Source organism: Gardnerella sp. KA00390, from assembly GCF_049244075.1.
Taxonomy (GTDB): Bacteria; Actinomycetota; Actinomycetes; order Actinomycetales; family Bifidobacteriaceae; genus Bifidobacterium; species Bifidobacterium vaginale.
Window position 1 is genome coordinate 1,102,852 of record NZ_CP058372.1, and the last position, 19,385, is coordinate 1,122,236.

General features: G+C 43.6%; 17 protein-coding genes, 1 tRNA gene and 1 pseudogene. 3 read left to right on the forward strand and 16 right to left on the reverse strand.

Translation table 11 applies throughout. The annotated features are described in order from the left end of the window. Positions 1 to 105 precede the first annotated feature (105 nt). Positions 106 to 723, reverse strand: a complete 618-nt coding sequence (locus HXT53_RS04365) for a 50S ribosomal protein L25/general stress protein Ctc (protein WP_004113089.1) — start codon at positions 721 to 723, stop codon at positions 106 to 108. A 389-nt stretch (positions 724 to 1,112) separates the two neighbouring features. Between HXT53_RS04365 and HXT53_RS04370 the strand changes: the two genes are divergently transcribed. Beyond that, entirely contained in the window at positions 1,113 to 3,179 is a 2,067-nt protein-coding gene (locus tag HXT53_RS04370; RefSeq protein ID WP_421780018.1) for an AMP-dependent synthetase/ligase, read from the forward strand. 350 nt (positions 3,180 to 3,529) lie between these two features. Here HXT53_RS04370 and era read toward each other — a convergent pair whose 3' ends face one another. From era to HXT53_RS04400, 6 genes and pseudogenes are all read right to left on the reverse strand, one after another. Next, positions 3,530 to 4,612, reverse strand: coding sequence for a GTPase Era (gene era, locus HXT53_RS04375; RefSeq protein WP_421780020.1), 1,083 nt, complete (start codon positions 4,610 to 4,612; stop codon positions 3,530 to 3,532). A 9-nt stretch (positions 4,613 to 4,621) separates the two neighbouring features. Beyond that, entirely contained in the window at positions 4,622 to 6,166 is a 1,545-nt protein-coding gene (locus HXT53_RS04380; protein WP_101887940.1) for a hemolysin family protein, read from the reverse strand. Further along, positions 6,156 to 6,683: an rRNA maturation RNase YbeY gene (gene ybeY, locus HXT53_RS04385; RefSeq protein ID WP_004124548.1), complete on the reverse strand. Its 528-nt coding sequence runs from the start codon at positions 6,681 to 6,683 to the stop codon at positions 6,156 to 6,158. The genes HXT53_RS04380 and ybeY overlap by 11 nt, the downstream gene beginning before the upstream one ends. A gap of 2 nt (positions 6,684 to 6,685) precedes the next feature. Beyond that, a pseudogene (locus HXT53_RS04390) lies at positions 6,686 to 7,979 on the reverse strand (PhoH family protein). Between the two features lie 3 nt (positions 7,980 to 7,982). Beyond that, entirely contained in the window at positions 7,983 to 8,351 is a 369-nt protein-coding gene (locus tag HXT53_RS04395) for a histidine triad nucleotide-binding protein (protein ID WP_004114864.1), read from the reverse strand. 112 nt (positions 8,352 to 8,463) lie between these two features. Further along, positions 8,464 to 9,261 (reverse strand): 16S rRNA (uracil(1498)-N(3))-methyltransferase, encoded by a 798-nt coding sequence (locus HXT53_RS04400; protein ID WP_004114863.1) that lies wholly within the window; start codon positions 9,259 to 9,261, stop codon positions 8,464 to 8,466. Positions 9,262 to 9,405: 144 nt separating this feature from the next. Between HXT53_RS04400 and HXT53_RS04405 the strand changes: the two genes are divergently transcribed. Continuing rightward, positions 9,406 to 10,560 (forward strand): succinate dehydrogenase/fumarate reductase iron-sulfur subunit, encoded by a 1,155-nt coding sequence (locus tag HXT53_RS04405; RefSeq protein ID WP_421780710.1) that lies wholly within the window; start codon positions 9,406 to 9,408, stop codon positions 10,558 to 10,560. Between the two features lie 16 nt (positions 10,561 to 10,576). On the opposite strand, the gene HXT53_RS04410 is transcribed toward HXT53_RS04405, so the two are convergent. From HXT53_RS04410 to HXT53_RS04430, 5 genes are all read right to left on the reverse strand, one after another. Beyond that, complete coding sequence (locus HXT53_RS04410) at positions 10,577 to 11,446, reverse strand: TIGR00730 family Rossman fold protein (protein WP_421780023.1); 870 nt, start codon at positions 11,444 to 11,446, stop codon at positions 10,577 to 10,579. A gap of 69 nt (positions 11,447 to 11,515) precedes the next feature. After that, the gene (locus HXT53_RS04415; RefSeq protein WP_004114860.1) at positions 11,516 to 12,775 is read right to left on the reverse strand and encodes a Na+/H+ antiporter NhaA; all 1,260 of its coding nucleotides are present in this window, start codon (positions 12,773 to 12,775) and stop codon (positions 11,516 to 11,518) included. Positions 12,776 to 12,997: 222 nt separating this feature from the next. Continuing rightward, positions 12,998 to 13,070: transfer RNA gene (locus HXT53_RS04420), tRNA-Ala, on the reverse strand. Positions 13,071 to 13,199: 129 nt separating this feature from the next. Then, complete coding sequence (locus tag HXT53_RS04425; protein WP_421780025.1) at positions 13,200 to 14,324, reverse strand: hypothetical protein; 1,125 nt, start codon at positions 14,322 to 14,324, stop codon at positions 13,200 to 13,202. Positions 14,325 to 14,401: 77 nt separating this feature from the next. Beyond that, on the reverse strand, positions 14,402 to 15,397 hold the full coding sequence (locus HXT53_RS04430) for a DMT family transporter (protein ID WP_004138359.1): 996 nt from the start codon (positions 15,395 to 15,397) through the stop codon (positions 14,402 to 14,404). A gap of 872 nt (positions 15,398 to 16,269) precedes the next feature. Between HXT53_RS04430 and HXT53_RS04435 the strand changes: the two genes are divergently transcribed. Beyond that, complete coding sequence (locus HXT53_RS04435) at positions 16,270 to 16,674, forward strand: pyridoxamine 5'-phosphate oxidase family protein (RefSeq protein ID WP_004113128.1); 405 nt, start codon at positions 16,270 to 16,272, stop codon at positions 16,672 to 16,674. Between the two features lie 192 nt (positions 16,675 to 16,866). On the opposite strand, the gene HXT53_RS04440 is transcribed toward HXT53_RS04435, so the two are convergent. From HXT53_RS04440 to rsfS, 4 genes are all read right to left on the reverse strand, one after another. Beyond that, a complete protein-coding gene (locus tag HXT53_RS04440; protein WP_004113130.1) occupies positions 16,867 to 17,316 on the reverse strand; it encodes a DUF3021 family protein in 450 nt (149 codons plus the stop codon). A gap of 77 nt (positions 17,317 to 17,393) precedes the next feature. After that, the gene (locus HXT53_RS04445; protein ID WP_004117650.1) at positions 17,394 to 17,894 is read right to left on the reverse strand and encodes a LytTR family DNA-binding domain-containing protein; all 501 of its coding nucleotides are present in this window, start codon (positions 17,892 to 17,894) and stop codon (positions 17,394 to 17,396) included. Between the two features lie 194 nt (positions 17,895 to 18,088). After that, the gene (locus HXT53_RS04450; RefSeq protein WP_116439903.1) at positions 18,089 to 18,910 is read right to left on the reverse strand and encodes a histidine phosphatase family protein; all 822 of its coding nucleotides are present in this window, start codon (positions 18,908 to 18,910) and stop codon (positions 18,089 to 18,091) included. Positions 18,911 to 18,919: 9 nt separating this feature from the next. Beyond that, complete coding sequence (rsfS, locus tag HXT53_RS04455; protein WP_004137977.1) at positions 18,920 to 19,357, reverse strand: ribosome silencing factor; 438 nt, start codon at positions 19,355 to 19,357, stop codon at positions 18,920 to 18,922. Positions 19,358 to 19,385 lie beyond the last annotated feature (28 nt).

Sequence of the window (19,385 nt, forward strand, 5' to 3'; positions counted from 1 at the left end):
TACCATGCTTGGTAGAGATTCTCGATTTTTCAAAAAAACCGCGCAAGCCAAGAAAATCTTGACTACGCGCGGCTTGTAAAATCTTAGAAAATCCTAAGCAAAACCTTACTCGGCTGCAGGAGCTTCGGCTGCAGGAGCAGCAGCATCTGCAGCAGGAGCGGCAGCTGGCTCTTCTGTAGCAGCATCTTCTGGAACAGTGACGCTAACAACAGACTCTTCGCCATCCATGTCGAGCACAACGCCCTCAGGAAGCTTAACATCTTTAGCAAACACCTTGGTGCCATCGGTCAAGCCGTCAACATTAACCACCAAGCGCTCTGGCAAGTTGGCAACGTCTGCGCGAACCTTAAGCTCCTGAACGTCTACGAATGCAACAGCAGCACCCTTTGGAGTACCTTCAACAAACACTGGCACCTCAACGTCAATCTTTTCGCCAGCCTTAACCTCGTAGAAGTCAATGTGCTCAACGATGCGCTTAACAGGGTTGCGCTGAACGTCCTTAACAACTGCGATTCGTGATTCATTGCCAAACTTAATGGTAAACAAAGCGTTTGCGTGACGAAGAGAAAGAGTAGTCTCTCTCATTGGAAGAGTCACGTGTACAGGCTCAGCACCACCAGCGTAAATGCTGGCTGGAATCAAATTGGCAACACGCAAACGGCGAGCAACGCCCTTACCGAATTCATTGCGAACTTCGCCTTCAAGTGTAATCTTTGTAGCCATATCGGTCTCCTTATGGTCTGGATTATGCGGATAATCTTATTTAAATCCAGCTTCAGGCGCACCGACGCGCCGAAAACCACCATAAGTTGGCTATCAGCCCAGTCGATAACGGAACTTACACAACAATCGCAAGCAACCAACGAATCGCAAAGCGCCTATCGCAAGTATCGCAGTGTTATTCCCTCGCCAAAGCAACTTATCTAGTCTATAAAAACACTTAGACAGATAAAGTCTAAAGTCAAATCCAACACCAAAAGGTGACTTGAATCACACCAACGATTATCATGTATATATAGTCAAAGGCGCATAACAAATATGTGCTCGAAACAAGCTGATTTAACCAAAATAAATTAGCAAATTTAAGCATTTAGCAAAATTAAGGAGCAGATGTGTCCGTCCTAAATACACTCCAGCAGCAAGCTTTCAATCTTGCTCGTAAGGCATTGCAAATTGGCAGCAACTTCGCGCACCCAGTAAGCGACGACATCGCAGGAGAACCAGACTATTCTATTCCACAAGATCAGCAAGACGGATCACAGAATAAACAGAATAATCTGCTTCAGCAAAATCAGTATCTTCCACGAGTAGACGAATGGGGTTCTCAACTACAAACCACCACTTTCCTAGACCCACAAACTGGCTTGCTAACCACAAAAACGGACGGAAATCCGCCATTAGACGAAGGCACAAGCATCTACGACTTGTATGCAGACAGGGCAGCAAGAATGGGAGATGATCCACTTTACACATACAAAGAAAACGATGAATGGGTTACAAAAACAGCCAACCAGTTCCTTACAGAAGTTAGAAAAGCCGCAAAAGGCTTGATTCACTATGGATTGCGCAAAGGCGACGCTGTTGCGTTAATGTGCAAAACCTCGTATGAGTGGGATGTTGTTGACGCTGCGGTTATGGCTTGCGGAGGCGTTCTGGCTACAATTTACGACACGGACTCCGCTGAGCAAATTCGCAACATTGTAAATAACTCCGATTCGCGCTTTTTGATTGTTGGCACAACTGAAATGAAAGACAATGCAGAAGGAGCTATTGAAGAATGCCCGAGCCTTGAGCGCATTATTTGCATAGAAACAGGCGGATTGGCGGAACTACAAGCCTTTGAATACTCCGTTAGCGATGAAGAACTAGACGAGCGAATTGACTCGGTTAAAAAAACCGACTTGTGCTCTATTGTGTACACTTCTGGATCTACAGCTGCGCCAAAAGGCGTGGAAATGACGCATGAGCATTACTGCACAACCGCGTTAAACTTGCCAACTTACTTGCCGGACTTGCTTAGCGAGCCTAACGGTTCTGTGCTTCTATTCTTACCTCAAGCCCATTCGTTTGCGCGCGCAATCAACTATATTGTTGTGGCGAGCACGCTTAGAATCTACATTGCGCAAGGCATTACAACGCTTATATCCGACCTTCAAGTCGCAAAACCAACTGTTATGATTGTTGTTCCGCGCGTGCTCGAAAAAGTGTATAACGCAGCTTCGCAAAAGGCAGGTCATGGTGCTAAGGGACTTGCTTTCCAGGGGGCTGTTGTTACGGCTCAGCAATACATGAAGGAAGTTCAGGATTCTGGAGATGCTAAGGCGCTAACAAAGGCTCGCCGCGCTGCTTACGATCCACTGGTTTACCGCCCGATTCGCCAAGCGCTTGGTGGGCGTGCGCGCTGGATTGTTGCTGGCGGTGCACCACTGGATCCAGAGCTGCTAGCGTTCTTCCGCGGCGCAGGCGTGCCAGTTTACGAGGGCTATGGTCTTACAGAAACCACTGCCCCGTGCGCGTTTACTCCTATTGGCGTTCCATTCCGTGAAGGCTCTGTTGGCATTGCTTTCCCAGCTTTCACTTTGCGAATTGCTAAAGATGGCGAAGTGCAAACTAAGGGCACTTGCGTGTTTAAGAAGTATCACAAGAATGAAGAGGCGACCGAAACTTCGTTTACAGAAGACGGATGGTATGCTACTGGCGATTTGGGCAGAATTGACGACGATGGCATGCTTTACATTACTGGTCGCAAGAAGGACTTGATCATTACTGCTGGCGGCAAGAATGTGGCTCCTGGTCCTATTGAAGAAGTGATTAAGCGTTGCGAGCTTGTGTCTCAAGCTCTTGTTCTTGGAGATAAGAGGCCATTCATATCTGCTCTTGTGACTTTAGACGAGGAGATTTTACGCAATTGGCTTAAAACCAAGGGTTTGGACGAGACTATGAGCATGGAAGACGCCGTAAATAACGCGGTTGTGCGTGCGGAAGTCCAAAAGTTTGTGGATATTGCAAACGAGGGCGTATCGCGCGCGGAATCTGTGCGAAAGTTCATTATTCTGCCAGAAGAGTTTACTCAAGAAAACGGCTTAATGACGGCTTCTATGAAGATTATTCGCCCGCGCGTTATTAAGAAGTATTCTGCATTGCTCAACGCGCAAATGTACACGATTCGCAAGAAGTAGCGCCTAAAGCGTAACTCGCAAATCGCCCAAAACCGCGGTTGACTGGTCTTATAACTGACTAGTCTTCCGCGGTTTTTTGTATCTACACACGATCCCGCTTTTTGTAGCTCTACACACGAAAATCAGCAACAAAATGCGGAAAAAACGACGCTTCATGTAGTGCGTTTGTATGACGACACGCCGTATTTTAGGTACAAACACACTACAAGGCAGGTCCTCGTTCGCACGGATTAGCCGTGCGAACGTCTTCGCTTGCGTTGAAAGCACACCGTGCTTTCAACCTTAAGCAAGCTCAGCGCTCCGAATTGCCTTTTCGCGCTACGCTCTAAGCGAAAAGGCAGGTCGTCGCGCTAGAAACCCAAGCGCTCAAGCTTCTTAGGGTCGCTCTGCCACCCCTTTGCAACCTTTACATGCAAATCGAGCACAGCCTTAGCGCCCGTAATACGATTCACAGCAGTGCGCAAACGCTTCTTAACACGCACAAGATGCTCCGCACCGCGCCCAATAATAATCGGCTTTTGCGAATCGCGCTCAACATACACCGACACAATCACATGCGTTTTATTATCGTCATATTGCGCATCACCCCCATCGCCTGGGCGCACAATGTCATCTACAACAACCGCAAGCGAATGTGGCAACTCGTCGTCAAGCTCCTCAAGAAAAGCCCCACGAATCAGCTCCGCAATCATGCTTGAAGGGCTTTCCTCACTAAGCTGATCGTCTGGATACATCTTTGGACCTTCTGGAAGATTATCAATCAAAACCTTCTTCACTTCGTCAACATTGTCGCGTTCTAGCGCGCTAACTGGCACAATATCTGTAAAATCAGCAAACTGTTGAATCTCAATCAAATGAGACACCAACTCATCGCGGCTTATAGAATCAATTTTTGTGACGATTCCAATAAGCGGAACCTTCCACACCCAGTTTCCAGACGCGTCTTTTTTAGCAAAGTCGGAGCGAAGTCGGCTTAAGATTCTTCTATCTCCCGGCCCAATCTCCTGATCTGCTGGAAGCAAGAAAGCAATCGCATCCACATCTGCAAGAGACTCGTCTACAATATCGTTCAAACGCTGACCTAACAAAGTGCGCGGTCTGTGGATTCCTGGCGTATCAACTAACACCATTTGCGCGTTTGGAGTTGTTAAGATTCCGCGAATCGCCTTTCGCGTTGTCTCTGGGCGAGAAGACGCGATTGCGATTTGCGTTCCAATTAACGCGTTCATAAGCGTTGATTTTCCAACGTTTGGTCTGCCTACTACCGCAACAAATCCCGATTTATAGCCGTTAAAATCGGGCGCTTCTACGCTAGCTTTTAGGGAAGGATCTAAATTAGCAAACATTTCGTCATTCATATCGTCCATATCGTCCATATCGTCCATATCGTCCATATCGTCACTCATATCATTAACATCTTTCATATCATTCATAATTCAACACTATTTATCGCCAGCAACTTGCGACGATCCACTGTCTTTGCCACTATCTTTATCGCCATTTTTTCCATCAGTCTTTCCATCGTTTTTCCCATCAGTCTTGCTATCACTCTTTCCGCCGCTCTTTCCACTATCGTCTTCTTCTTTGAGACCTTGAATATCTTTAAGCCCTTGAATATCTCGCTCAACAAGAATCGTGGAGACTTTCTTGCGCCGCCCAGCAGAATCAACAGCGGTTAGTTTAAGACCTCGCGTCACAGCACTAGACCCAACAATCGGCACGTTTCCAAGCAACTTGGTAAGCAACCCAAACACAGTGTCTACATCGTCTTCGTCTATATGAACTTCAAAAATATCTTCCAAATCGGCGATTGGCGTGCGCGCAGGCATTTTCCACACACCCTTACTCACCTCTTGCGGATCCGCGTGCTGAGTGCGGTCGTGCTCGTCTTCTAGCTCTCCAACAATTTGTTCAATCGCGTCTTCAATCGTCACAAGCCCTGCAATTCCACCATATTCGTCTACAACAACGGCAACGTGTTGGCGGATTCGCTGCATTTCGTGGAATAAATCATCCACTGGCTTGGACTCTGGAACAAGCATTGGACTTCTACTAATCGTAGAAACCGCGCGCGAAGATGCCGCTGGATTAAACACGGTTGCGCGCACAGCATCCTTTAAATACGCGATTCCTTCCAAATCGTCAACCGACTCGCCAATTATAGGCACGCGAGAAAATCCGGATCTTGAGCATAATTTTAGGAAATTTTCCAGCGTCTCATCGTTTTTAACGCAAATCATATCGGTTCGCGGAACCATGATTTCTCGCGTCAACGTGTCGGAAAGCGTAAGCACATTGCGCATCATTTCCGAAACTTCTGGGTCAAAATCGTTTGCTTCCACGAGCCTATCAATACTCGCTTTAGCTTGGTCTAATTGAATATTTTCCAACTCTTCGTCGTCGGAAAGCGCAACATTTTTCTTATGATTTTGGCTTTGATTTTGCGAATCTCCACGGCTTGCGATTTTTGCAAAAGGATTCATAAAAACAGCAATCGAAACTATTCTAGACAAGCGCATTAGCTTAAACACTGGCTGAGCTGCACCCACTGACCTTGGTCGCACAAGAATGGAAACAATTGCAACAATCATTGCCACTATTAGTCCGATTAATAACGTTAACCAAAGAGGCGCGCCAAGAGTCGCCGCGATTGCAGAAAAAGCCACACCATCTAGCACGTTACACACGATTCGCACAAACGCACACGCTCCGCTAGTAGCATATCTATCTGCTATAAGCTTTTTTGCTCTGCGTATTCTAGCAAGCTTCCTCAAGCGAACGATTTGACTTTCGCTATCGTTTGTTTGCTCTTCAATCATAAGATTATTAAGACTAGACCTTGTAACTCTTGGCACAGCTCCTTCCGCCGCCGCCATTGCAAGCGAAAGCCACACAAGCAAAACTGCGACTATTGCAATCGCACCCAAGCAAGCCCACATATGCGCAGGTAAATCGGGAATCGGCGGAATTGTAATGTTATTTAGCATGATTTTTCTCGTATTCTTCCAGCTCATTTACGGCACCATCTGGCAAAGTGGCGTCGTAAAGTTCGCCAGATCTAGCTGCAAAGAACGTTAGCAAAAGCTGTCTTTGCAAGCCGAACATCTGCTTTTCTTCTTGAGGCGTAGTGTGATCGTAGCCAAGCAAATGCAACATTCCGTGAATCGTGAGCAATAGCATCTCTTCCATTGTGCTATGCCCTGCCGCTGCCGCTTGTTGAGATGCTACCCATGGGCAAATCACAAGGTCTCCAAGCATTCCTTCACTAACTTTGTCGTCGCTTCCAGGAGTCAGCTCGTCCATTGGAAAACTCATAACGTCTGTAGGACCTTCTAAGTCCATCCACTTTTCATGAAGACTAGCGATTGGCTCTGGGTCCACAAAAGTAATCGACAAATCGGATTGAACGCTTACTCGCATTTGTTGCAAAACCCACATTCCAAGGTCGGAGAATATTTTTGGGTCGATTTGCCAAACGGTTTCGTTCATCACTTCAACACTCATGATTACTTGCTATTCCTCTCAAGATTTTGCGATTCAAGACTTTGCGATTCTGCGGTTTCTGGCGACTCAGCGGCTGCTGGCGATTCTTCGGTTGCTGGCGACTCAAGACTTTTCCTATTTCTAGCCTTCTCGCGCCTAAAATCAGCCTCTCGCGTTTCCCAAGCTTCGTACGCTTCTACGATTCGCCCAACAAGCTCGGCTCTAACAACGTCTTGTGCATTTAAGTGAACAAACGCAATACTTTTAACGTCTTTTAGCACGTTTTCAATCGAAGCTAAGCCAGATTTTGGAACCGCTAAATCAACTTGCGTTCTATCTCCTGTAATCACCATTGTTGTGTTAAATCCAAGACGCGTCAAAAACATTTTAAGCTGCTGAACAGTAGCATTTTGCGCTTCGTCTAAAATAACAAAAGCGTCATTAAGCGTGCGACCTCTCATGTATGCAAGCGGAGCCACTTCCACAACGTTTTCGTCCATATACCTCTTAAGTTGCGGCGCGCCCAACATGTCGGAAAGCGCATCGTAAAGCGGCCTTAAATATGGGTCTACTTTATCGTTTAGTGTTCCTGGCAAGAATCCAAGATTTTCCCCAGCTTCTACAGCAGGGCGAGTCAACACTATTCTTCGCACTCGCCCGTCTTCTAAAGCTCTAACCGCCTTAGCAACCGCCAAATACGTTTTTCCGGTACCAGCAGGCCCAATGCCAAACGTTACGGTATTTGATTCCATTGCTTGCACATAAGCCGTTTGACCCGCGGTTTTTGCGCGAACAGGATTTCCGCCTGCAAAAGTTATAACGCCTTTAGCCATTCGCGCTTTGCGGCTCATTGCGCGCCTTTTAGCATCTTCACTAGATGGCATTAAATCGGCAGAATCTCGCGCAAAATCGCTTTCCATTGAAGCAGAGCCAAAGCCAGCCCCATCTCCAGCACCAGCACCAAAAGACTTTAATCCGCCAAAAACTCCGCCATTGTGCCCAATCCTATCGATTCGCACATTATGTTCAGCGCCTTTAAGCACATCTCTTTCTAACATGCGTTTTACAGCATAAGAATCAACAGGAGCTTCGTAAGCGCAATCAACTATTTTGCGCAACGCGTGTTCGGCTTTGCAAGCGTCTTCCTCACTTCTTGCGCTTCTAGATACGATTTTCACACAATCCGCGTGAACGGAAATATCTATGCTTGGAAAAGCCTTCTCCAACTCTCTCTAAGTTTGAATCTGCTGCTCCCAAAACAGCAACTGGTCTTAATTCGCTTGGAATTTGAACAATACGCGTTGTACTATTTGACACGATTTATAAACTACCTTCTTCAAGTTTTTCGCCTGTTAAAACATGAGCATGAACATGGAACACGGTTTGACCAGCTCCCAAACCAGTGTTGAAAACAAGACGATAATCGCCATTATAAAAGTCGTTTGCAATTTTTTGCGCAACACATGCAATATGAGCCAAAACATCAGAATCATTTTGAGCAAGATCTGCAACATTCTTGTAATGATTGCGCGGAACAATCAAAACATGCACCTTGGCTTGCGGATTAATGTCTTTAAAAGCCACTACTTCATCGTCTTCATACACTTTGCTGCTTGGGATTTGCCCATCAATTATCTTGCAAAAAATGCAATCGTCGTCAGTTTTGTATGTTTTGCATGCTTTATCCATTATTTTGCCCACTTTTCAATAATTCTTATTGCAATTCTTGTTGCAATTCTTATTGCCGAACACCATTTACTATTTTACACAAAACACGCACAAAGCTTGCAAAAATTGCTTACTACTCATACCTGCCAAGTGCTCTAGAAAGCAACGATAAACATACTGGCCCTGCTGTAGATGCGCGTAAAATATTGCTTCCTAAAACGCAACTTTTGGCGCCAGCGTCTATAAAACTTTGCACTTCTTCTTCGCTAATTCCGCCTTCTGGCCCCACAACTACATAAACAGTGCGCGTTTTGCCATCTTTTAAGCATTTTTCCGTTAAGTCGTTTACGTAGTTTTCGATTTGACTAAAAGAATCCGTTGCGTCTTGATGCAAAACAACTACAAGGCTTCCATAAACGCATGCACGCCTACAAATCGCTAGAATCTGCTTGCTTGTAACTGGTTCTAAAAGCTGTGGAATCCACGCTCTGCGCGATTGCTCCGTTGCAGCCTCAAGCACTTGATTCCATCGCTTATCTGTGCGCCCTGGCTTCCATTTTGAAATCGACCTATTTGCGCACCAAGGAATTACTTCGTCTACACCAATTTGGGTAGCCATGTCTATTGCTTGCTCGTCGTGACCCGTTTTTGCGAGAGCCTGAATAAGCGTTAATCGGGTTGTTGGCGCTGGTTCTTTTATGAACGAATCTACTCTAACTAAGCCGTTTTCGCTGTCTGTAATCGTTGCGTGAATTCGCACTCCTTTGCCGTCCGAAAGGTCTAGCGAATCGCCATCCGAAAGTCGCATTGCGCTTATTGCGTGCCTTTTAACATGTTGAGGCAAGCTAAGAGTCCACCCTTCTTCAATCCCATTTGCAAGAACGGGCGCATCGTCTTTATTCGTATCCAGCAAAAACAAAGCATCTGTCATAATTTAAGCCTAACGTTAGGCGCAGCCAACATTTTTGCTACTTCTGTGATTCGCTCAAGTATTTCTGCTTCTGCATTTTCGCTCAAGTATTTCTGTGCAAGTATTATGGCAAACTAGAATTATATGAATTGGAGGTATGCGCAAATGGTTGACGATTTTAGACGCAACTTTGCGCATTCTAATAATCAAGATTGCACTACAAGCGATGAAGCTTTTGTGACTTTTCGCGTATCTCGTTTTACGCCAAATGACGATTCTTGCGATTCGTCGGTTACTTGCGACTCCGCGGTTGCTGGCGATTCATCCACCGATTCAGCACCAATCTCCTCCACTAACTCCCCTGGTTTAGTTAGAAGGCACCGAGAAAGCCCTTTTGCAAAAAAGCGCAAAAGTAGCCCATTTTCAACGCAAAATTCTGGCGATTTACCAGCTAAACCATTAAGCGGAAAACATTGGATTCAAGATTATACGATTCGCGCGCGCAAAAACGACACGATTTTAGACTGCTTGCTTAAAATTAAACGCACACTAGACCCCACTTTGGCATTTAGATACTCTTGCGGTCACGGCGTTTGCGGATCGGATGCTGCAAATGTAAACGGCATGCCTACTTTGCTTTGCACAGCCACAATCGCCCAAAACGCTAGGCAAAATACGCAAACTCAAGGTGTTAGATCAAGCGGTTTTAGAAAAACTGGTAGCGTAAAATCGCAAGCAACCGCAACACCAACTACAACATCATCAGTCGATGAAAATCACAATCTGCAAGTGAAATCTCAAGAAATATCTTCACTAATCCAAAATGGAAGCTTTGGCATTATTGAGATTGCGCCACTTTCAGGCTTTCCTATTCAAAGAGATCTTATTTGCGATCTTTCCCCAATGATTGCACAGCTTAAAAGACTCGAGCCATATTTGCAAGCGCAAGATGTTCAAACAAGAAACAGCAGCGGAAAGCTTGCGATTATTGAGTTTTTGCAACACCCAGAGCAGCTTGCAAAGTTTGAGCTTTTAAGCAATTGCATAATGTGCGGAGTGTGTGAAGGAATTTGCCCAGTCTATGCAGGCGGAGAAGCGTTTATTGGACCTGCAGCACTTGTAAATGCTGCGCGATTTATTAACGATTCTAGAGATAACGCCACTAATCGAAGATTAGACTTGGCGGATTCTAGCGACGGCATAAGCGCGTGCCAATCTGTGCGAGCATGCTCCAGGCAATGCCCACGCGGAATCGACGTTGGAGAAGAAATTTGGCAACTTACAACGCTTATAAATGAGCGAAAAATGAAGGAAAACTAGCCAAAACTAGCCAAAACTAATTAATAAACTTGTCTCCGCTAGCGATTCGCACAGCTTCTAGAGGGTCGTCTGTAATCGCAAGCAAATTAGGGTCAAAAGACGATATAAGTCCTCTTTCTTTAACTGTAGTTTCAATCCAATTCATAAGGCCTTTCCAATATTCGCTGCCGAAAAGAACAACAGGAATTTTAGAAACCTTATGCGTTTGAACAAGCGTAAGCGACTCAAAAAGCTCGTCCATTGTGCCAAAACCGCCTGGGCACACAATAATTCCCGAAGAATATTTTAGGAACATTGTTTTGCGAACAAAAAAGTAACGAAATTGCATTCCAAGATTCACCCACTGATTTAGGCCCTGCTCGTGAGGCAATTCGATTCCTAACCCCACGCTTGTTCCGCCAGCTTCTGCCGCTCCGCGATTTGCCGCTTCCATAATTCCAGGTCCGCCGCCCGTAATCACAGCAAAACCGCGTTTTACAAGCTCTTTGCCCATTATGCGAGCGCTACTGTATTCTGGCGCATCTGGCTTTATTCGTGCAGAGCCAAACACGCTAACAGCTAATCCAAGTTTTGCCAAAGCGTCGAAACCATCAATAAATTCGGCTTGTATTCTAAGAACTCTCCAAGGGTCAAGTCCTTGCCACGCATGATTATCTTGCAAATCTCCGTTAGGCAAATCGTGTTGCAATAGCGTTTCCGTTGTGCTTTCCTTAGGAATCATTGGTCCGCGCATCATTACGGCGCCGCTGTAATAAGTGTCTTTCCAAGGTGAATTCTGTTCGCTTTGCGCGCGCAAGTCGCAAGCATTATCTGGATTATCAAATTTACCAGAATTATCTAAACTATCTAAATTACCTAAATTATCTAAATTATTATTAGAAACCATAAGTCACCTTTAGAACTTTCTAGTCACTTTCTAGTCGTCTTGTAATCGCGTTAAATAAACGCATTAAAGTCACTCTTCAATATCGTCTAATTCTTCTTCCATATGATTCGATTGCTTTGCAAGCATAAATCCCGAAACAGCAGCCGCAATAATAGACGCCACTAGTACTCCGAATCGTGCTTCTCCCGAAAGATCCGCGTCGCTGTACGCAAGAGAAGCGATTAGCAAAGACACAGTAAAACCAATTCCGCACGCGCATGCTGTAGGCAAAAGGTCGCGAACGCGCAAATCGTCTGGAACGCGCAAGCCAATAACTTTCTTAGCAAACCAAGCAGTAATCATAATTCCAAGTGGCTTTCCAACAACTAGCGCAATCGTAATCGCAATTAGTATTGGAGACAAGAACAGCTGCCAAGTCAATGTTTCAAAATGAACTCCAGTTGCAAAAAGCGCAAAAACTGGCAGCGCAAACAAAGAAGACAAAGGCTGAATTTTCTGGCGATACCTTTCGGCTCTAAGCGACTTTTCGCCGTGAACAAGATGCGCAGGAGTTAGCAAACCAACCATTACGCCTGCAAGAGTTGGGTGAACGCCAGCTTGATACATCATAACCCACGCAAGCAAGCCAACAAGAGCCACAACAGGCCATGGAACGCGCTTTAATCGCACAAGCATAGTCCATACTAATCCGCATAAAACAACGCCCACAAACCAATACCATGCGTTAAGCGAAGAGAAGAACAATGCGATTAATGCGATTCCAAGAAGATCGTCTACTGTAGCCAGAGTCATTAAAAATGCGCGCAAGGCTTTAGGAAGCGTTTTAGCAAAAAGCGCAAGAACAGCCAGCGAGAATGCTATATCTGTTGCCGTAGGAATAGCCCAGCCAGCGCGAACCATGTCTAAAGACGGAAGCGCTCCAGAAGTAAGTCGCATAATCTCTTGACCAGCGTGCAACTCCGAGAATATTGTAACAGTTCCCGCAAAAAGAATAGGAGGAACAACCATACCTCCAATCGCGCAAATCATTGGCATTGCTGCCGCGCGAGGGTCTCTAAGCGATCCTGCAATAAGCTCGTGTTTTAAGTCTAAACCAACTGTAAGAAAGAAAATAGTTAACAAGCCGTCTTGAACCCAGTGGCTAATCGACATGTGAATATTTGTGTACGGAATTCCTATTTGAGTGTGAGAAACAGCTTCAAAAATCGGAGACGTAAATGGCAAATTTGCAAGCATTAATCCAGCTAAAGCAAATCCGAGCATAATTAACCCAGATGTACGCTCATTATTGGCTATTTTGCATACTGTTTTCCAAGAGCGTCTTAGCATGATGTAAATCTTCCCTCCGATTTTCTATCTTTTATTTTCTATTTTCTATTTTTGACTTTTAGTTTTTAGTTTCGACTTTTTACTTTCGACTTTTGTTTAACAATTTACGGCATATAAATTTTATGCGATAAAGTTTATGCACCTAGGACTTATAAGTATATAGGATACGTATCGAAATATAACAAAAAACGCCACCTCGCCTAGAAGTGACGTTTCAAATTGTGGAGCTAGGGGGATTCGAACCCCCGACCCCCTCCATGCCATGGAGATGCGCTACCAGCTGCGCCATAGCCCCGTTTTTAATTGTGCGGCTCAAACGAACCTTTGATAGAATACAACAGATTTTGCTACCAACCAAACTCGGCGTGTCGTAAACTCCTCAATTTTTGTTGTAAAAATATGGATTTCTTGCCGCATAAAACTATTATTCGCCACTACCCGATGATTGTTGCGATCCAGATTCTCCCTGCTGTACAGAAGTACCACCATCTGCACCATTAGGTGAAGAATAAGAAGGAGATGAAGGAGACGAAGCCGATCCAGAATCTGTGTTTTGTGAAGAATCACCCTTAGATCCGCTAGATTTTGAGTCAGATCCAGAATTGTTTAATCCATCCGCACCCTTTGAATCACCACTATTCGAAGAGTTTTTATCATCTAAAGAGTTTCCTTCATGATTATTCGCATCTTTTTTATCAGACGGTTTTTTATCCGAACCATTCTCATCATTCTTATTGTCTTCATTAGATTTAGAATAGTTGCCTGAATCTTGATTCTGATTTTGAATACGATTATTCTCACTATTTTCAGGAGTCTGATTTCCCCTATTAGTCTGATTGTTATTTTGCGCAGGATTCTGCGGTAAATTGTTTAAATTATCAGTGCCTTTTCCTTGCGTAAACAACAGAACCATGCCAGCAGTAATAATCACCGCAGCAAGAGCGCTAAGAACAGCAACTAAAATAGTAAGTCGTTTGTACCTTGACTCATCATCCACGTATTTTTTCTGCTTTGCATAGTCATAATCACTATTGTTGCCTAATCTACGCTTTGCGTCGGTTAGCGTAAGCAGAGAATCCGAATCTCCTTCCGAAAGCGAATTATCTTCTTCTTTCATCTTTCTTAATGAAGACAATTCCATAATGCTTGTGTTATCAACGCTATTATCAGTATTTTGCCCAGAGGCAGTAGCCATAACTTTTCTAACTGTTTTTATTCTGCGAGGTTCGTTCGCTTCATGAACCTCATATTCTTCTGGCATATCATCCTCTAATGCAATAAATCGTGCATTATTTACAACTTTAGTGTCATCATCTGCATAATGGCTTGAAACTGATTTTAATGCAGAAGAAGACTGGATCTTTTTTGAAGACGCGTGAATAACATTTTGATAAAGTTGCGATGCTACAGCAGACACAATCGAACCTATTGCAACACCAATTACTGATCCTGCTATACCGATTTTTGACGATAGAAGGAATGCTGTAACAGCTGCTAAAGAACCAGCCAGCACTTGCGTAAACGATATTCCTTTGAAGAAGTTCTTCACAAGTACCACCTTACAAAATTATTATTTACTACTATTCAAATTGACAATTATTGACAACTATTTAAATTGACAACTATTTAAATTGTAGATGCTGCTGCAGATGCAACTTTAGACTCTGTTTCAGAAATTTTCTGCTTATTTTTGATTTTTATAAGCTCAATATGCTCTGCCAAACTTGCAAGCAGAATCGCAGCAAAAATCAATGCAAAGCCAATAAAAGCAACGCTTGTTACGCGCTCGTTGTATAGAATGCTAGAAAATAGCAATGTAAACAAGCATTCTGTGCACATAATCACGGAAGCGTTAGCTGTTGAAAGATAAATCAGAGTATAGTTTTGAATGATTTGCGCAAGAACAGTTACTATCACTATAAGATAGAACATGTTCGTAATAGTTATCCAATTATCTTCGGCATTAAAATTAGGCAAAGGCTCACTTATTGCAGCTCCGCACAAAAATAGAACTCCAGAAACACTAAACTGACCGAATGTTAAAGCAACGGGATTGTATTGTCTAGAATAATACGCTAAGTATGTTAAGTTAAACGCAAAAACAGCCGCGCAAATAAGAGTTAAAACATCTCCGTGAGAAAGTGTAAGAACAAGAGATCCTGGCTTTAATGCAACTAATCCAACGCCCACAACGCATGTTAGAGCTGCAATAATTCCTAAAAGCGTTGGCTTTTTTCTAATAATCATCCAAGCTGAAAATGGCGCTATAACACAGTAGGCGGCTGTAAGAAAAGCACTTCTACCTGGGTCTATCCACCTTAATCCTTCTGTTTGAGTAACTAAAGATGCGTAGTATGTAACACCTGTTAAAAGCGAAGGAATTATTAGCTTTTTAGTAAAATTTTTGCGGATTGTTTTAAAGAAGACTGCGCCCATTATTATGCACGCTCCAAGCATGCGAACTCCCATAAGCCATTGAGGTGGGAATACCTCTAGAGCGTATTTAGATGAGACGTAGCTTCCGCCCCAAATTGCGGCGCATAAGAGCAACATGATTCGCGCGAAGTTTACGTTAATTCGATTGTTCTGTCTTGGTTGAACCGCGCTATTTATTTCACTCATGTCACTCCCCTCAATTTCTTGCAAATCACAAGTCTATAACATTAAATTTTTCTTTAAGGTAGCTAAATTGCCTTATAAACTTTATAGAATAGCCACAAAAACAAGAAAAGTACAACCTATCGGCGTTCCTTCGGAAAATTTCCTAATTGACAACTGAATTGGTTGTACACACTGCGACTTTACCTTAATATTTACGATTAATGATTGATGCGCGACGACCTGCCTTTTCGCTTAAAGCGTAGCGCGAAAAGGTAATTCGGAGCGCTGAGCTTGCTTAAGGTTGAAAGCACAGTGTGCTTTCAACGCAAGCGAAGACGTGAGCGCGCTTAGACCGCGCGAACGGTATTCTCTGTTTACTATTGTGAGAGGGCTGGCTAATTCTTGTCTCACAACGCTCCGCCTATTACGTGTAGTCTAGAGTTGCGGTTGTTCCGTTTTGTCTTTGATTTTGTTTTTGTGTTGAGGTTTGTTTGTAGTGGTTGATCATTGGATTATTTGGTATCGGCTGCCGCTCTTATATTGTTCGACCAAGAATCACCCAGCCCTCTTACATGCTAGGACTTTTGCGTGGTTTTTATCACCGAGATTCGAGATTTTTCTTGCGCGACGACCTGCCTTTTCGCTTAAAGCGTAGCGCGTTAGCGATTTTCCGCTTTTTGTACGTGATTTAGGTCAAATATGGTACAAAGTGCGGAAAATTACGTTTGCACTTTGTACAATTGGTGATTTATGTCACAAGTTTAGGCGTTTTTGCAAAAACTTGTCGAATTTTAAGCATTTATATGCAGGATTGCGCGTAATCTTAGATGTGATTGAATCATAATCATATGATTGCGCGATTGCAAAATAATCAGTTGAAGAAAGGACTCAACATGGCAACTCTTAGTGAAGATATGAAGACTTTTATTGAGAACAATTTGGCTTGGATTGCAACGATTAGCAAAGATGGAGAGCTTGATCTTGGACCAAAGATGTCAATGTTTGTTCTAGACGATAATCACCTTGCTTACCACGAGCGCACTGCAGGTCAGCATTTTAAGAACTTGCAAGACGGCAGCCAGTTGGTTGTAGCGGTTGCAAATTTGGCAGAAAAGAAGGGCTATCGCTTCCGCGGAACTGTTACGCTTCACACGGATGACGCGATTTACAATGAGCAAGTTCGCGTTGCCGAAGAAAAGGGCACAAAGAAGCCTGCTGCCGTTCCTGTTATGGAGATTAATGAGATTCAGGATTTGACTTCTGGAGCTAATGCTGGAAAGACAATTACTAAAGATTAGTCAAAATACTAATTTTTAGTAAAAATCTAACAAAACGCCGAATTTTTAGGTCTCTAATACGCGGAATACAATATCGAGTGGCGTTCGTCCTCAATGGCGAAGATGAACACCACTCAATTTTTATTTGATTAATTTTTATTTGATTAATTTTTATTTGATTAATTTTTATTTGATTATTTAATTGTCACTAATTTACTTGTTTTCTTTACGCAATGCTTGCAACCTAGCGTTCATTTCTTCCGCTTTCTTCTTCTCGAAGTAATAAATTATTGCAGCAATCGCAATCGGGAAAATAACAGTGAATACAATCCATCCGCAAATCACAGCTGGCTCATCTTTGAATGAAATCCACCCAACAATCACCGATACAATAAATTGAATAGCAATTGGTGGAACTAGCGCAAAAACGAATTTTGCGAGATTTGACATACGCTCATTCGACCAAAAAATAGCGAACACTCCATAGCCTATGCCTATAACAAACGATGCTACAGCATAAGATGCAATTCTGTTTCCAACTGCGCTATGCGCTAACAGGCTAGATACAAAACTGATTGCAGTAAAAATAGTGCACCCTATGCCAATGCCTTTGACAATGTTTTTTGCCATTGTTTTGCCTAAAGTTGTAACTTGCTTTTCCATAATAATCATTTCCTTTTTAAGTATTAAAAAATTAGTATTAAAATTTTTGATAGTTTTATATTTGACTACGCTTAAAACTACATTCCTAAGCGCTTTTTGAATCCTGCTAAGCATCTGCGACTAATCCACTCAACGCTTCCGTCGTCCATTTTTACGCTCATACTTCCTCCGAATCCTGGATCTACTCGAACAATGCGATTCAAGTTCACGATTGCGGATTTAGATATGCGCACAAACGACGCGAATTGCGGATTGTCGAAATCCATTAGGCGCTTGTAAGACACGCACTCGCCTTTATCACTGTGGATGATTACGCGCGAATTTTCTACGCAAATCATAATCACATCTGGCTCGTGCATAACAATAATCGAATCGTTAATATAACCATATATAAATGAATTATTGTTGCTATTTCCCGCATTTACAGTATTATTTTCAGCGTTACTTGCTTTTGCATTTTTAGAATCAATGCTTTGCAAATTGGCTATAATGCGTTTAAGATTGTCGTCAATATTGTGAACTGACAATTGAGCGTGCTGCTCCTCTTCTGGCGGCACAATAGCAATCGTTACCTTCATCAAGCCTCCCTTCCGTATACTACCGTTAGCGTTTACTAGCTTTTGCTAACTTTTCTTAGCTTTTGCTAGCTTTTGCTAGCTTTTTGTTTTGTAATTTTGACTATACGGCACTGTAAATAGTCTGTCTTTACAAAACCGCTAAACGGTAGCTTTTGGAACATAAGCGGCGAAAAATGAAAAGATTACACAACTACTTAAGCCGCTCCCCAAATGCGAATAAGACGCTGACTTGTAGGGTCGGCTGCAGGGCCTTGATCGTAAGCATCCAAACGCCAATGAATCGAGCCGTCCGCATTAAGGCTTGGAATTAAACGCGCCCAACGACCGTTTCCCATTCCGCCAATCGTCTTATAAGAAGAATCTACCTTGTCTAATCCAAGCAGCTTATGAACAGTTTGAGATAGGCAAGAGCCGTGCGAAAACACTAGCAAATCGCGATCCGAGCCAGTTTTGCGCGCCCAATCCTCAACAGCTTTCGCCGCGCGATCGCCAACTTCTTGCTTAGTTTCTGCACCGTGGTTGAGTTCACCACCTTTGCCATCAACCCATGACTTAAAATCTTCAGGCCATTTTTCGTTAATTTGCTGGCGATTAAGTCCTTCCCACTCTCCAAAAAAGCGCTCGCGCACACCATTTTCAACGTGAACATTAAGCTCAATCTTATCTGCAAAAGCATGAGCTGTCTGTTGTGCGCGAATAAGCGGAGAAGCAATTGCAACAAAACTCGCGTCTGCTTCTTCTGGAGTAATGCGCACGTGCTCCTCGCTATTTGGATTCTTTGGGTCTTCTAAGTCGGAAGCTCCAAAAAGAACACGCAAAGCCTTACCAGAGCGAGTCACCTGGTCTATTCCAGACTCATCTAAAGCAATATCAATCATGCCTTGAAGTCTAAATTGAGCATTATAAGGCGTCTGACCGTGGCGAACAAGCATTACAGAACGCGCAATACCCTCGTGAGAGCTGTTTTTATTTGCATTATGCGCAATTTGCGTCGCGCTTTCAACAAAATCCACCATTATCTTGCGCTACCTTTCAGACTCTTGATCGCCATTTTGCACATCATCGCCATCATCGCCATGTGCATCGCTCTCATCATGCTCTGGAAGTTGCAAATCAATTGTAGGGCAATCATTCCACAAGCGCTCAAGGCGATAAAACTCGCGCGCTTCCTCGTGCATAATATGAACCACAAAGTCGCCAAAATCAAGCAAAATCCACTGCGCTAGTTCTAAGCCTTCTCGAGATAAAGCTTTACGCTTATTGTCTTTTAAGTACAAGTCTTTTTCGATTTCTTCGCTAACAGCTAAGACTTGACGCTCGTTAGATGCAGAAACAACCAGCATTGCGTCTGTAATTCCAAGCAGATTGCTAACGTCAAAAGCTTGGATATTAGTGGCTTTTAACCTATCGGCTGCAGCCGCAGCAATCCTAATCGCGTTAACAGAGCTTTCTAAAGCTGCCATTGTTTCTCCTTAACTATCGAACTAGCGA

Bases quoted from the DNA above. Each gene is read 5' to 3' on its own strand.
- HXT53_RS04365 (WP_004113089.1), bottom strand. From the start codon at position 723: ATGGCTACAAAGATTACACTTGAAGGCGAAGTTCGCAATGAATTCGGT.
- era (WP_421780020.1), bottom strand. From the start codon at position 4,612: ATGAATGATATGAAAGATGTTAATGATATGAGTGACGATATGGACGAT.
- HXT53_RS04380 (WP_101887940.1), bottom strand. From the start codon at position 6,166: ATGCTAAATAACATTACAATTCCGCCGATTCCCGATTTACCTGCGCAT.
- ybeY (WP_004124548.1), bottom strand. From the start codon at position 6,683: ATGAGTGTTGAAGTGATGAACGAAACCGTTTGGCAAATCGACCCAAAA.
- HXT53_RS04395 (WP_004114864.1), bottom strand. From the start codon at position 8,351: ATGGATAAAGCATGCAAAACATACAAAACTGACGACGATTGCATTTTT.
- HXT53_RS04400 (WP_004114863.1), bottom strand. From the start codon at position 9,261: ATGACAGATGCTTTGTTTTTGCTGGATACGAATAAAGACGATGCGCCC.
- HXT53_RS04405 (WP_421780710.1), top strand. From the start codon at position 9,406: ATGGTTGACGATTTTAGACGCAACTTTGCGCATTCTAATAATCAAGAT.
- HXT53_RS04410 (WP_421780023.1), bottom strand. From the start codon at position 11,446: ATGGTTTCTAATAATAATTTAGATAATTTAGGTAATTTAGATAGTTTA.
- HXT53_RS04415 (WP_004114860.1), bottom strand. From the start codon at position 12,775: ATGCTAAGACGCTCTTGGAAAACAGTATGCAAAATAGCCAATAATGAG.
- HXT53_RS04430 (WP_004138359.1), bottom strand. From the start codon at position 15,397: ATGAGTGAAATAAATAGCGCGGTTCAACCAAGACAGAACAATCGAATT.
- HXT53_RS04435 (WP_004113128.1), top strand. From the start codon at position 16,270: ATGGCAACTCTTAGTGAAGATATGAAGACTTTTATTGAGAACAATTTG.
- HXT53_RS04440 (WP_004113130.1), bottom strand. From the start codon at position 17,316: ATGGAAAAGCAAGTTACAACTTTAGGCAAAACAATGGCAAAAAACATT.
- HXT53_RS04445 (WP_004117650.1), bottom strand. From the start codon at position 17,894: ATGAAGGTAACGATTGCTATTGTGCCGCCAGAAGAGGAGCAGCACGCT.
- HXT53_RS04450 (WP_116439903.1), bottom strand. From the start codon at position 18,910: ATGGTGGATTTTGTTGAAAGCGCGACGCAAATTGCGCATAATGCAAAT.
- rsfS (WP_004137977.1), bottom strand. From the start codon at position 19,357: ATGGCAGCTTTAGAAAGCTCTGTTAACGCGATTAGGATTGCTGCGGCT.